This window comes from Rhizomicrobium sp. (assembly GCA_037200385.1).
Lineage (GTDB): Bacteria > Pseudomonadota > Alphaproteobacteria > Micropepsales > Micropepsaceae > Rhizomicrobium.
In genome coordinates this window covers 2,738,676-2,751,635 of the sequence record JBBCGL010000001.1, presented here as the reverse complement: position 1 = coordinate 2,751,635, position 12,960 = coordinate 2,738,676, and the positions used below count along the sequence as shown (strand labels likewise).

Here is a 12,960-nt window from a genome sequence, read left to right as displayed (position 1 = left end):
CGACCTTGTCACCACCGTACTTGCCGTGCTGACTCCCGCTACCCGCTATCGACAAGGAATCCCGATGCCCGCCACCGACGTCCTCTTCAAGCCGTTCAGCCTCAAATCGCTGTCCCTGCCCAATCGCGTGGTCATGGCGCCGATGACGCGCTCCAAGTCGCCCGAGCAGATCCCGAACGACCAGGTCGTCGCTTATTACCGCGCCCGCGCCGCCGGCGGCACCGGCCTGATCCTGACCGAAGGCACCGCGCCCGAGCATAAGGGCGCCACCAACGACGTGAACATCCCGCACTTCTACGGCAAGGAGTCGCTCGCCGGCTGGGCCAGGGTGGTGGAGGCGGTGAAGGCCGAAGGCGGCCACATCATGCCGCAACTCTGGCATCAGGGCGTGGTGCGCCATCCCGGCACCGGACCGCATCCCGAAGCGCCCAGCATGAGCCCCTCGGGCCTCGCGCGGAAGGACAAGAAGGTCGCCGAGCCGATGAGCGACGGCGACATCGCCGACGTCATCGCCGGCTTTGCCAGCTCGGCGCGCTATGCCAAGGAGCTCGGCTTCGACGGCGTCGAGCTGCACGGCGCGCATGGCTACCTGATCGACCAGTATTTCTGGGAGGGCACCAACCAGCGGGACGACAAATATGGCGGCGAGCTGCCGCAGCGCGCCACCTTCGCGGCCGACATCGCGCGCGCGGTGCGCCGCGAGACCGGTCCCGACTTCCCGATCCTGCTACGCTTCTCGCAATGGAAGCAGCAGGACTTCGCCGCCCGCCTCGCCCACACGCCCGCCGAGCTCGAAGCCTTCCTGAAGCCGATGATCGACGCCGGCGTCGATATCTTCCACTGCTCGACCCGCCGCTTCTGGGAACCGGAGTTCGACGGCTCGGATTTGAATCTCGCCGGATGGACCAAGAAGCTGAGCGGATTGCCGACGATCTCGGTCGGCTCGGTGAGCCTGAACATGGATTTCATCACCGCTTTCCGCCAGGCCGGCGCCGAGGTCAGCGGGATCGATCGGCTGATCGAGATGATGGAGCGCGGCGATTTCGACCTGATCGCGGTCGGCCGCGCCCTGATCGCCAACCCGGACTGGGCCAACAAGGTCAAGGCGGGCAAGCTGAACGAGCTCAAGCCGTACACGCCGGAGATTTTGGCGGAGCTGGTGTGATTGGATTGTCATCCCCGGCGAGCCGTGCGTAGCGCGGCGAGGGAAGGGGACCCAGGCGGTCAGACCGGAGTCGGTCTATCCGCCTGTATCCCCTTCCCCTCGCTTCGCTCGGCCGGGGATGACAATCGCGCGGCTTAGCGCCGCGCGATTGTCATCTTCAATCCGAACTGCGGCCGCAAGGTAAGGCGCGCCAGCGGCACCACCGGGTGCCCCTCGACCAGCGTCAGCCGATAGCGCTTGACGATCGCGCTCAGCACGATCAGCGCCTCCTGCATCGCAAAGCCCATGCCGATGCAGATGCGCGGCCCGGCGCCGAACGGGATATAGGCGAAGCGGTGGATCTTCTCGCGCCGCCCGGGCGCGAAGCGGTCGGGATCGAAGTAATCCGGCGCGTCCCACAGCTTGCGGTGCCGCTGGATCAGCCAGGGCGAGATCAGCACCGAGGTCTTGGCGCGGATGTCGATCCCACCGATCCGGTCCGGTCCGATGGAATCGCGGCTCACGAAGGGCGCGGGCGGATAGAGCCGCAGCGACTCCTCCAGCACCTGGCGCGTATAGACGAGACGCGACGTGTCGCCGTCCGCGGCGCGCACCTCCGCCGCGACCCGCGCATCGATCTCGGGGAATTGCGACAGCAGGTAGAGCGTCCAGGCCGTCGCGTTCGCCGTCGTCTCATGCCCTGCGAAGATGAACGTCATGACGTTGTCATAGACCTCGTCCTCGCCGAACAGCGCGCCCCCCTCCGGATCGCGCGTGGTCAGCAGCAAGGTGAGGAAATCCTTTGGCGCCGCCACCGGGGCGCGCGCGACCAGCGCCTTGCGCCGGGCGATCAGCGCCCCGATCTCCTTGCGGAAGAAATTGACCGCCACCCGCGCCCGCAGCCGCTTGGGCGTCGGCGCCCAATGCGGCACGCCCAGCGTGGTCAGCAGGTCGATCCGCCCCAGCGTGTCCAGATAGGTCACGAAATGCCGCGCCAGCGCGGGATAGTCGATCTTCACGTCGTCGGAGAACATCGTATGGGTGATGATCGCGTAGGTGACGCGCATCATCTCGTCCGCCGCATCGATCACCGTGCCCGGCGCAAGGTCGTCCCAGCGCGCCAATGCGTCTTCCGTCACGCGCGCCATGGGCGCGGCGAAATCGGCGATATGGCGCATCGAGAAGGTCGGCGCCGTGGTGCGGCGCTGGAATTTCCAGCTTTCGCCGTCGGCATTGAACAGGCCGTTGCCGAGCGCCGGACCGGTCGTGCGCTGCACCTGACGGCTCTTCACATAATTCTGCACGTTGTCGAGCAGGACGTGGCGCACGCCTTCGGGATCGTTGACCAGCAGGAAATCCTGCATCCAGTTGCGGTCATAGACGTAAAGTTCGCGATAGGCGCGTTCGCCCCAGGCCGCGACCGCGTTGCGCCCGATCTCGCGCACCGCCTGGATGCGGCCGATCGCACGGTCCAGCGGCACCGGCGCCGCGGGGCGCAGGCGCATCGATTCGACCGGTTTCATCAGGGCGTCGCTCATGGAACGACACTAGCACCGCCGCGCCGTTCTGACATCTTTGCGGCCCGATTGACTCCGAGTGGCGGGCGCTTAGTCTCGCCGCTTCAGGCAGCGGACCGTGCATGGCAAAGGACTTCATCGGCTATCAGGCATTGACGGACGCGGCGTTGCGCGGCGTCGTGCGCGACGCGTTGCGCCGGATCGAGAAGCAGGGATTGATCGGCTCGCACCATTTCTACCTGACCTTCAAGACGAAATTCCCCGGCGTCGACATTCCCGATTTCCTGCGCGAGCAATATCCCGACGAGATGACCATCATCCTCCAGCATCAGTTCTGGGGCCTGAAGATCACCGAGGAGTTGTTCGAGGTCACGCTGACCTTCAAGAAGCTGCCGGCGACGCTGGTCATCCCGTTTCCGGCGCTCACCGCCTTCTTCGATCCCGGGGTTCAGTTCGGTCTGCAGTTCCGCGGCTCGGAGGGCGATGCCAAGGCGAGCGGTCCCACGCCCCTGCCGCAGCCGGCGGCGGAGCAGAACCGCGAGAAGACGACGGAGCTCACGCCCAGGCTGCCGGCCGAGGCCGAAACGTCGGAAAAGCCCGCCCCCGCGCCCGGCGAAGTGGTGAGCCTCGATTCCTTCCGGAAGAAGTGAGGGTTCGCGTAACGTCCCAGATTCGCTTGAATAGAGATTCAACTATAAGTTGATCACACTATGGCCTCCCGCTCGTGCGCCGCATAAAATGCACCATGGCAAAAAGGACAATTCCTCCGACCAGGCAGCCCACTATGCCGTCGCGCCCCGGCGCCGCCGACGAAGCCCGCCCTTATCGCGACGACACGCTGGCGCATGTGGCGCCGTATGGAAATCTCGCGGACGCGATCCTCGCTGACATTGCCGAATTCGGTGGAGGATTTGACGACTTCGAGCCTCTCGAGAGGGACCATTATCGCCCATTACCCGATTTCCGCGACTGGGATATGGCTGACGGCGACGAATGATCATCGTCGACACCAATGTTCTCTCTGAAATGATCAGGCCGGAACCCGCGATGCCCGTCGTGCGCTGGCTTCGGTTCACGCCTGCCAATCATCTCTACACCACTGCGATAAGCGAAGCCGAAATGCGCTTCGGCGTGGAAAAATTCGGAGTTGGTCGCCGGAGGCTGGCACTTGAAAGTGCGGTCGAGCGCATTTTTGCCGTTCGCTTTGCGGGCCGAATTCTTCCGTTCGATAGCGATGCCGCCAAAGCCTTTACCCCCTTCGCGATTGCCATGCGGCGCGAGGGCCTTAGCTATTCCCGCTTGGATGCTCAGATCATCGCCGTCGCCAAGGCGCACAACGCCGCCATCGCCACCCGCGACGCTGGATTCGCTCATTCCGGCGTGCCACTTATCGATCCCTGGAACAGCTGATCGATACCGGATTGCCGCCATGACCAAGACCACCCGCACCGAAACCGACACCTTCGGCCCCATCGAGGTCGATGCCACGAAATACTGGGGCGCCCAGGCCGAGCGCTCGCTGCACAATTTCAAGATCGGCTGGGAGAAACAGCCGGCGTCGATCGTGCGCGCCCTCGGTATCGTCAAGCGCGCCGCGGCCGAGACCAACATGGCGCTGGGCCATCTGGACAAGACGGTCGGCGAGACCATCGTCAAGGCGGCGCAGGAGGTGATCGACGGCCAGCTCGACGCGCATTTCCCGCTCTCGGTCTGGCAGACCGGCTCGGGTACGCAGTCGAACATGAACGCCAATGAGGTGATCTCGAACCGCGCCATCGAGATGCTGGGCGGGGTGCTGGGCTCCAAGAAGCCGGTCCATCCCAACGACCATGTGAACATGAGCCAGTCGTCGAACGACACCTATCCGACGGCCATGCATATCGCCTGCGCGGAGGAGATCCACCACCATCTGATCCCCGCGCTGCGCACCCTGCGCGATGCGCTGCACGCCAAGGCGGAAGCCTGGAAGGACATCATCAAGATCGGCCGCACCCACACCCAGGATGCGACGCCGCTCACCCTCGGCCAGGAATTCTCCGGCTACACCCAGCAGATCCAGAGCGGCATCGGCCGCATCGAGCAGACGATGCCGGCCCTGATGCAGCTCGCCCAGGGCGGCACGGCGGTGGGCACCGGCCTCAATGCGCCCATCGGATTCGACAGGCTGGTCGCCGAACGGATCGCGCACATCACCGGCATGGCCTTCACCACCGCGCCCAACAAGTTCGAGGCGCTGGCGGCGCATGACGCGATGGTCTTCGCCCATGGCGCGATCAACACCGTCGCGGCCTCGCTGTTCAAGATCGCCAACGACATCCGCCTGCTGGGCAGCGGTCCGCGCTCGGGCCTGGGAGAACTGTCGCTGCCGGAGAACGAGCCCGGCTCCTCCATCATGCCCGGCAAGGTGAACCCGACGCAGTGCGAGGCGGTCACCCAGGTCTGCACCCGCATCTTCGGCAACAACGCGACCATCACCGTCGCGGGCAGCCAGGGCCATTTCGAGCTCAACGTCTACAACCCGGTGATGGCCTACAGCTTCCTGCAGAGCGTGCGGCTGATGGCCGACGCGGCGGTGAGCTTCACGGAGCATTGCATCGTCGGCATCGAGCCGCGCCGCGACAACATCAAGGCCGGGCTCGAGCGCTCGCTGATGCTGGTGACGGCGCTGGCGCCCAAGATCGGTTATGACGCGGCGGCGAAGATCGCCAAGACCGCGCACAAGAACGGCACCACGCTGAAGGAAGAGGCCCTGAAGACCGGTCTCGTCACGGCGGAGGAGTTCGACGCGATCGTACGGCCGGAAGACATGATCGGGCCGAAGTGACGAATCCACCTCCCCGGAGGGGAGGTCGAAAGTCACAAGCGAAGCGAGGTGACTTTCGGGTGGGGGGATTCTATCCGGATGGAGCGCCCCCACCCGAAAATCGCTTCGCGATTTTCGACCTCCCCCATTGGGGGAGGTGAAAGAGAGTCTTCCCATTGTCCGCCAGGCATCTCACCGTCATCGAGCAGGACAATGCCAGCGGCGGCGTCTCGTTCTGGCAGGCGGGCGACAACCATTCCGTCGCCGACGGCCGCGGCGTCAGCCTCGCCGACTACATCCATGCCATGTACGGGATGATCCGTCAGGCCGGGGCGCGGCGCGTGTTGCTGATCGGCTGCGGCGGGGGCACGCTCGCCACCATGCTGCACCGCGCCCGCGTCCGGGTGACCATGGTCGACATCGATGCGGCGTCGTTTGAGATCGCCCGCACCTATTTCCACCTGCCCGCCGCGATCGAATGCCATGTCGGCGACGGCGCCGCCTTCCTGCGCGATACGCCTGCGCGCTACGACGCCATCGTGCTCGACGCCTATTCCGCCGGAACGATCCCGGCGCAATTCCGCCGAGCCTCGTTCTTCAGGCTCGCCAAGTCGCGGATGCGCCCGCGCGGCGCGATCTTCCTCGCCAATCTGATGGCGGCAGACGACCATGACCGTGCGCCCGATCGCATCGCACGGCTGATGCAGGCGGCATGGCGCGACGTCCGCCTCCACGACGCCGACGGCTATGTGAACCGCAACGTCGTCGCGGTCGCCGGCGCGGTACGAGACCTGAAGCCGCCGCGCCTGACCATGCGGCCGCAGCGCCAGGCGCGGAGCATCGCCCGCAGCCTCGCCGAGCTGACCTTCCGGCTGCCGCGATGAGCCTGCGCAAGCGCTCCTTCTCGCTCTCCGGCCACCGCACCTCGGTCGCGCTGGAGCCGGAGTTCTGGGCCGTGCTGGAGCGCGAGGCTGCCGGCACGAGCCTCGCCGCCCTGGTCGCCCGCATCGATGCGGCGCGCGGCGAACGGCCGCTGGCGAGCGCGTTGCGCCTGCACGCGCTGGCGGCGGCCAAGGCCGGCGACTAGAGTCCTGCTGACACGATGCTGGCAACAGGCTGGCAGTAGGGTCTTTCCGGACCCGGCAAGGACGCATCCCGTGATCACGCTTTACCATCAGCCCAAGACCCGCTCGGAACGCTTCATCTTCCTGCTTGAGGAGTTGGAGGCACCCTATGAGCTCAAGCCGAACGGCGCTGGAAACCCGCACCCGCACGGCAAGGTCCCGGCGATCCGCGACGGCGAGACCGTCGTGTTCGAGTCCTCGGCCATCGCGCTTTACCTGACTGACAAATTTCCGAAAAACGGCATCGGCCCGCTGGTCGGCGACGCCAAGCGGGGGGCCTATCTCACCTGGCTCGCCTATTATTGCGGCGTCATGGAGCCGTCCTGGATGATGGCGTTCATGAAGGCCGAGGCGCCCCGGGTCTCGGCCGGCTGGGCGCCGGTCGAGGAGGTCATGGCCTTCGCGACGCGGACGCTGGAGCAGGGCCCCTACATCCTGGGCGAAAAATTCTCGGCCGCCGACGTGCTGATCGGCACGACCTTCCAGATGTTCCTGGGCGGACCGCTGCTGCCGAAAACCCCGCTGCTGGAGGCCTATGTCCAGCGGGTGGTCGGCCGGCCGGCCTACGCCCGGGCCGCGGCGAAGTCGGCCTAGCGGCTGTCACGCCCATGTCGTAAAAGCGCAATACGCAAATCCGGGCCACCGGAAGGGTTTGTCGACATGATCACGCTGTATCACGCGCCGCGCTCGCGCTCCTCGCGCATCATCTGGCTGCTGGAGGAGCTGGGCTGCGATTACAGGATCGAGCTCGTCCCGATCTTGCGCGGCGACGGCACGGGCGAGCCCGCGCCGGATTCCTATGCCGCGATCAATCCGCTCAAGAAGGTCCCGGCGATCAAGGTGTTCGACGAGATCGTCACCGAATCCGCCGGCATCTGCCTTTATCTGACCGACAGCCACCAGAAGCGTGCGCTCGGCCCACTCCCCGGTTCGAACAACCGTGCCGAATATGTCCGCTGGCTGTTCTTCTACACCGGTGCGCTCGAGCCCGCGGCGACCGCGCGCTTCTCCGGCTGGGACAAGGAAAAGCCGACCAGCTTCGGCAAGCTCGAGGATATCGAGGCCGTAATCTCCCGGCAGCTCGAGAGCACGCCCTATCTGCTGGGCGACGAGTTCTCCGCCGTCGACGTCCTCTACGGCTCGACCATCGCGTTCTTCAAGGGAACGTTGTTCCCGGCTCGCAAGCACTATGACGACTATGTCGCGCGGATCACGGCCCGTCCGGCCTATGCGCGCGCCCAGGCCAAGGACAACGGCTAGGATGGCGCAGATCGTCAACCTCCGCCGCGCCCGCAAGGCCAAGGGGCGCGACGCCCGGGCGGCGGAGGCCGACGCCAACCGCGCCAAGCACGGGATCGCTAAGCCGGTGCGGGCGCTGGCCAAGGCGCGGACGGAAAAGGACGCGCGCACCGTGGATGCGCACAAGCTGGACGGGGACGATCAAAACTAAGTTGTCATCCCCGGCCGAGCGATGCGATAGCATCGCGAGGGGAAGGGGACCCAGGTAGCGCCACCGTGAAGGTGTTTCCGACCTGGGTCCCCTTCCCCTCACACCGCTTCGCGGTGTTCGGCCGGGGATGACAGCGGAGTTTTGCGTTGAATACTGCAGCACCCGGCCCCCTCTCCGGCCTCCTCGTCATCGATCTCACCCGCGTGCTGGCCGGGCCCTATGCCGCGCTGATGCTCAACGAGCTCGGTGCCCGCGTGATCAAGGTCGAGCCGCCGCGCACCGGCGACGACAGCCGCCATATCGGGCCCTTTGTGAAGACGCCATCCGGCACGGTGAAGTCGGGCTATTTCATGAGCGTCAACCGCGCCAAGGAATCCATCGCCCTCGACCTGAAAGCCGACGGCGACCGCAAGATATTCGAAGCCCTGCTCGCCCGCGCCGATGTGCTGATCGAGAACTATCGCGGCGGGACGATGGAGAAGCTCGGCTATGGCTACGAGCAGATCAAGGACAAGTACCCGCGCCTGATCTATTGCGGCGTCTCCGGTTTCGGCCATACCGGGCCTTACGCCAAGCGCCCCGCCTACGACATGGTGGTGCAGGCGATGGGCGGCGTGATGAGCCTGACCGGTCATCCCGACTCGCCGCCGACCCGTGTCGGCACCTCCACGGGCGACCTCTCGGCGGGCCTCTTCGCGGTCATCGGCATGATCACCGCGCTCTACGACCGCCAGAACACCGGCAGGGGCCAGAAGGTCGACATCTCGATGCTCGACAGCCAGGTCGCGCTGCTGGAGAACGCGATCTCTCGCTATGTCGCGACCGGCGACGTGCCCGGCCGGCTGGGCAGCCGGCATCCCTCCATCGCGCCCTTCGCCGCCTTCGCCACGAAGGACGGCCATATCGCCATCGCGGCGGGCAACGACGATCTCTTCGCCCGGGTCGCGCGCGTGATCGGACGCGAGGACCTGATCGCCGACGCGCGCTTCACCAGCAATCCGACACGCGTGGTCCATGTGGACGCGCTCGCCGCCGAGATCGAGACCGCGCTGTCGGCGCGCAGCAGCCAGGACTGGCTGGAGGCGCTGGACGAAGCCGCCGTGCCTTGCGGCCCGCTCAACAATGTCGCGCAGGTGATGGACGATCCGCAGGTCCGCCATCGCAACATGATCATCGAAACCTTGGATCCGGACCTCGGCCCCATCCGCATGCAGGGCAATCCGGTGAAGCTGAGCGCGCATCCCGATCCGAAGACGCGCGCGCACGCGCCGGAGCTGGACGAACATCGCGCGGCGATCTTGAAGGAATTGGGCCTCTCTTAGGCCGGCGCATGCCCCGACGGTTCAGGGAAGAAGTGGGACGCTTCTGTTGCCCGGTGCGTCCCCAACCGCGCTTGGCTAACCGAAGTTAGGCAGCGAGGGCCATTTCATTATCGTTGGCACCTGTACGAATAGCCCGATAACGGCGGATACAATACCGAGCAAAAGGACAGCCTTTACACGTCCGTCGATCCTGTTTCGCCCCCAGCAGAAGACCACTGTGAAAAGTGGGCTTGTGGTGGAGGCGCCGGGTACCGCCCCCGGGTCCGGGCCGCTTATTACGAAGCCGTTTATCGCCATAGCCGGACAAGCCGGCACATCCAATATAGGCCCTGCGGGTTAAGAATTGAAGGGCCGAGAAAGGGCGGCGTTGGCGGGTTCCGCACGATCCGCTAACCTATGATTCCTCGACGCGTCGCGTTTTCGTCGAATGTCCCGGTGAAAGGCGACCGCATGTCCAATTGGCCCGATGAGGCATCCGTCTTCGCGCTGGCCGCGCCCCTGATCGAGCAATTCGAGGGCTTTCGCGCCGCGCCCTACCGCGACTCGGTCGGCGTGGCGACCATCGGTTACGGCACGATCCAGTATCCCGACGGCAAGGCGGTGACGATGAGCGATCCCGCCGTCACGCAGGCGCAGGCCGGCGAATATCTGTCCTATCAGATGCAGCTGAAAGCCGCGGCTCTGGGGCCGCTGCTGCAAAAGCCGGCGACGCTGCACCAGGCGGCGGCGATGCTCTCGCTGGCCTACAATATCGGAACCGGCGCGTTTCAGAGTTCGACGGTGCTGCGCAAGTTCAACGCCGGCGATCCCGCGGGCGCCGCCGACGCCTTCCTGATGTGGGACAAGGGAACGGTGAACGGCAAGAAAGTGGTCATCGACGGCCTGCACAAGCGCCGGGTCGCGGAGCGGACGATCTTCCTGACGGCGGATTGAGGATGCATGCCGTGCGGCGCCCGCGCTAGAATGGGCGCCGAGTCGAGAGTTGCACGGCATGCGGCAGTACCACGATCTGATGGAATTGGTCCTCAAGACCGGCGTGGAGCGGCGCGACCGCACCGGGACCGGCACGCTGTCGGTGTTCGGGCATCAGGCGCGCTACGATCTTGCCGACGGCTTCCCGCTGATGACGACCAAGAAGCTCTTCACCAAGGCGATCGTTCTGGAGCTGCTCTGGTTCCTGCGCGGCGACACCAATGTGCGCTGGCTGCAGGAGCGCGGCGTGACGATCTGGGACGAATGGGCCGACGCGCAGGGCGAGCTGGGGCCGGTCTATGGGCATCAATGGCGCTCCTGGCCGTCGCCGGACGGGACCATCGACCAGATCGCAAACCTCGTGCGCGACTTGAAGGCCAATCCCGAGTCGCGGCGGCTGATCGTGACGGCGTGGAATCCGGCCGACGTGCCGAAGATGGCGCTGCCGCCCTGCCACTGCCTGTTCCAGTTCTATGTCGCGAACGGACGGTTGTCTTGTCAGCTTTATCAGCGCTCGGCGGACATCTTCCTGGGTGTGCCGTTCAACATCGCGAGCTATGCGCTGCTGACGCTGATGCTGGCGCAGGTGGCGGGGCTCGAGCCCGGCGAGCTCATCCACACGCTGGGCGACGCGCATCTCTATCTCAACCATCTCGACCAGGCGCGCGAGCAGCTCACGCGCAAGCCCTATCCGTTGCCCACGATGCGGCTCAACCCGGACGTGACGGACATCTTCGGCTTCAAGTATGAGGATTTCACGCTGGAGAACTATCGCGCGCATCCGACCATCAAGGCCGAGATCGCGGTGTGAATCCTCCCCCGCGCCGCGGGGGAGGACCCGGAATGTCGGATCAGTAGAACAATCCGTATTGGACCTGGATCACCTCGCCGCTGTCTTCATCTATCAGCAAGGCGTCGTTGCCGTAACGCACCCAGGTCGTGCCCGGCGGCGGATCGGGAAGGTCGAAATCCTCATAGTCGTCGATCCAGTAATTCTGCGCGAAGAACAGGGCCGGCAGGACCTCGCCATAGGTCCAGCGATGCGCATACCAGCCGCTCGGGCGACGGTAGCTGCCGTGATGGTAATGCTGCGGCGCGTTGAGCACGCGGCGCAGTGCGTTGAAAGCCGGATTGCGGTTGTGCGCGCCGTTATGCGCCGCACCCCCATGCCCTTTATTGCCGCGGCGATCGAAGAGACCGCCGGCATTGTTGTCGCCACGCCCTTTGTCGTCACCGCGCCCGGCATTGTTGTCGCCGCGCCCGCGATGGGGTGCCCCCATCATCGCGCCCCCGGTCAACGGCGAGGCGTTGGTGCGGGCTGCCGGCGCTCCGCCGTGGTGAGCGCCGCCCGGCGCGCCGCCGCCCCCTGGGGCGCCGCCGCCGTGATGGCCGCCCGCCGCGCCGCCATGCGGTTGAGCCGCGGCGGGGGCCGCGCCGCCGCCATGGCGGTCGCCGCGGTCGTGATCGTGATCGGCGGCCAACGCCGGACCCGACATCAGCAGGACAAGCGCCGTGGCGCCAAACAAGGTAGATTTCATGGAGAGGGTTCCTTCTTCGAACATGTTAACCCGCGCCGCGTCTTCGGGTTCCCGGCGCGTTTACCGTGGCGCCGGTCACTCTTATGCTGCGGCGCGAAAGGAGGGGCCATGACGGAGCTTTCGATCAGGCGGGCGCAGGACGGCGATGCGGAATTGGTTGTCGCGCTGCTGCGGGAGCTGGCGGAATACGAGACGCTGCTACCCCTCTTTCATATCACGGCGGAAGCCGTCCGTCGCGATTTTCTTGGTGCGCAGCCGCTCTGCCAATGCGATCTCGCCTTCGAAGACGGCGCGGCCGTGGGCGGGATGACCTGGTACTGGACCTATACGAGCTTCGCGGCGAAGCGGGCGATCTATCTCGAGGATTTGTTCGTGCGGCCGGCCTTTCGCGGCCGCGGCCACGGCAAGGCGCTGCTCGCGCATCTGGCGAAAACGGCGGCGGCGGCGGATGCGGCGCGGATCGACTGGGCGGTGCTGGACTGGAACCGGCCGTCGATCGAATTCTATGACAGCCTCGGGGCGCGGCCGCATGCCGGCTGGCTGGGCTATCGGCTGGAAGGCGACGCGCTGAAACGGCTGGGCGGCGGATGACGGCCCCGATCGTTCTCGTGCTCGCGATGGCCGACAATGGCGTGATCGGCGCGGATGGCGGCATCCCCTGGCGCATTCCGGAAGATCTGAAGCGCTTCAAGGCGCTCACCATGGGCAAGCCGATCGTGATGGGCCGCAAGACCTGGGAGAGCTTCCCGAAGCGGCCGCTGCCGGGACGCACCAACATCGTGATCACGCGCGACACGGCCTATGCGGCCGGAGGCGCGGTCGTCGTGCATTCGCTGGACGACGCGCTGGTGCGCGCGCGTGCCGAGGCACCGGCGGAGATCGCCGTCGTGGGCGGGGCCGAGATCTATCGCGCGGCGCTGCCCTATGCGGACCGGATCGAGCTCACCGAAGTGCATGTCGCTGCGGAAGGCGAAACGCGGCTGCCGCCCTTCGACGCGAGCATCTGGCGGGAAACCGCGCGCGAGGCGCACACCACGGCGGATGGTCTGCGCTATTCTTACGTGGCGCTGGTTCGGCGCTCGCCTTGAGG

At 66.0% G+C, this 12,960-nt stretch carries 17 protein-coding genes and 1 other RNA gene; 15 read left to right on the top strand and 3 right to left on the bottom strand.

All coding sequences use genetic code 11. The features are described 5' to 3' along the window. The first annotated feature begins 64 nt into the window (after positions 1–64). Entirely contained in the window at positions 65–1,165 is a 1,101-nt protein-coding gene (locus tag WDM91_13130; protein ID MEI9995532.1) for an NADH:flavin oxidoreductase, read from the top strand. A gap of 134 nt (positions 1,166–1,299) precedes the next feature. On the opposite strand, the gene WDM91_13125 is transcribed toward WDM91_13130, so the two are convergent. After that, entirely contained in the window at positions 1,300–2,682 is a 1,383-nt protein-coding gene (locus tag WDM91_13125; GenBank protein ID MEI9995531.1) for a cytochrome P450, read from the bottom strand. A 101-nt stretch (positions 2,683–2,783) separates the two neighbouring features. Between WDM91_13125 and WDM91_13120 the strand changes: the two genes are divergently transcribed. From WDM91_13120 to WDM91_13075, 10 genes are all read left to right on the top strand, one after another. Continuing rightward, positions 2,784–3,311 carry a ClpXP protease specificity-enhancing factor SspB gene (locus tag WDM91_13120; protein ID MEI9995530.1) on the top strand — a complete coding sequence of 176 codons (528 nt, stop codon included), beginning with the start codon at positions 2,784–2,786 and terminating at the stop codon, positions 3,309–3,311. 134 nt (positions 3,312–3,445) lie between these two features. Next, complete coding sequence (locus WDM91_13115) at positions 3,446–3,658, top strand: hypothetical protein (protein MEI9995529.1); 213 nt, start codon at positions 3,446–3,448, stop codon at positions 3,656–3,658. Then, entirely contained in the window at positions 3,655–4,071 is a 417-nt protein-coding gene (locus WDM91_13110; GenBank protein ID MEI9995528.1) for a type II toxin-antitoxin system VapC family toxin, read from the top strand. The genes WDM91_13115 and WDM91_13110 overlap by 4 nt, the downstream gene beginning before the upstream one ends. A gap of 19 nt (positions 4,072–4,090) precedes the next feature. Continuing rightward, positions 4,091–5,485: a class II fumarate hydratase gene (gene fumC / locus WDM91_13105; protein MEI9995527.1), complete on the top strand. Its 1,395-nt coding sequence runs from the start codon at positions 4,091–4,093 to the stop codon at positions 5,483–5,485. 155 nt (positions 5,486–5,640) lie between these two features. Further along, a complete protein-coding gene (locus WDM91_13100) occupies positions 5,641–6,348 on the top strand; it encodes a fused MFS/spermidine synthase (GenBank protein ID MEI9995526.1) in 708 nt (235 codons plus the stop codon). Continuing rightward, entirely contained in the window at positions 6,345–6,551 is a 207-nt protein-coding gene (locus WDM91_13095; protein MEI9995525.1) for a ribbon-helix-helix domain-containing protein, read from the top strand. The genes WDM91_13100 and WDM91_13095 overlap by 4 nt, the downstream gene beginning before the upstream one ends. 70 nt (positions 6,552–6,621) lie before the next feature. Continuing rightward, positions 6,622–7,182, top strand: coding sequence for a glutathione S-transferase family protein (locus WDM91_13090; GenBank protein ID MEI9995524.1), 561 nt, complete (start codon positions 6,622–6,624; stop codon positions 7,180–7,182). 66 nt (positions 7,183–7,248) lie between these two features. Further along, positions 7,249–7,848, top strand: a complete 600-nt coding sequence (locus WDM91_13085) for a glutathione S-transferase family protein (protein MEI9995523.1) — start codon at positions 7,249–7,251, stop codon at positions 7,846–7,848. A 1-nt stretch (position 7,849) separates the two neighbouring features. Next, the gene (locus WDM91_13080) at positions 7,850–8,038 is read left to right on the top strand and encodes a DUF4169 family protein (GenBank protein ID MEI9995522.1); all 189 of its coding nucleotides are present in this window, start codon (positions 7,850–7,852) and stop codon (positions 8,036–8,038) included. Between the two features lie 146 nt (positions 8,039–8,184). Then, positions 8,185–9,360, top strand: coding sequence for a CoA transferase (locus tag WDM91_13075; GenBank protein ID MEI9995521.1), 1,176 nt, complete (start codon positions 8,185–8,187; stop codon positions 9,358–9,360). Positions 9,361–9,391: 31 nt separating this feature from the next. Here the strand turns inward: WDM91_13075 and ssrA are convergent. Then, positions 9,392–9,712: a transfer-messenger RNA gene (gene ssrA, locus WDM91_13070) on the bottom strand. Positions 9,713–9,810: 98 nt separating this feature from the next. On the opposite strand from ssrA, the gene WDM91_13065 reads away from it, so the two are divergent. Both WDM91_13065 and WDM91_13060 read left to right on the top strand, forming a co-directional pair. Then, the gene (locus WDM91_13065; protein MEI9995520.1) at positions 9,811–10,293 is read left to right on the top strand and encodes a lysozyme; all 483 of its coding nucleotides are present in this window, start codon (positions 9,811–9,813) and stop codon (positions 10,291–10,293) included. A 58-nt stretch (positions 10,294–10,351) separates the two neighbouring features. Then, positions 10,352–11,143: a thymidylate synthase gene (locus WDM91_13060; protein ID MEI9995519.1), complete on the top strand. Its 792-nt coding sequence runs from the start codon at positions 10,352–10,354 to the stop codon at positions 11,141–11,143. A 40-nt stretch (positions 11,144–11,183) separates the two neighbouring features. On the opposite strand, the gene WDM91_13055 is transcribed toward WDM91_13060, so the two are convergent. Beyond that, complete coding sequence (locus tag WDM91_13055; GenBank protein MEI9995518.1) at positions 11,184–11,870, bottom strand: RcnB family protein; 687 nt, start codon at positions 11,868–11,870, stop codon at positions 11,184–11,186. Positions 11,871–11,978: 108 nt separating this feature from the next. Between WDM91_13055 and WDM91_13050 the strand changes: the two genes are divergently transcribed. Continuing rightward, complete coding sequence (locus WDM91_13050) at positions 11,979–12,461, top strand: GNAT family N-acetyltransferase (GenBank protein ID MEI9995517.1); 483 nt, start codon at positions 11,979–11,981, stop codon at positions 12,459–12,461. Further along, positions 12,458–12,958: a dihydrofolate reductase gene (locus tag WDM91_13045; protein ID MEI9995516.1), complete on the top strand. Its 501-nt coding sequence runs from the start codon at positions 12,458–12,460 to the stop codon at positions 12,956–12,958. The genes WDM91_13050 and WDM91_13045 overlap by 4 nt, the downstream gene beginning before the upstream one ends. The last annotated feature ends 2 nt before the right edge of the window (positions 12,959–12,960 follow it).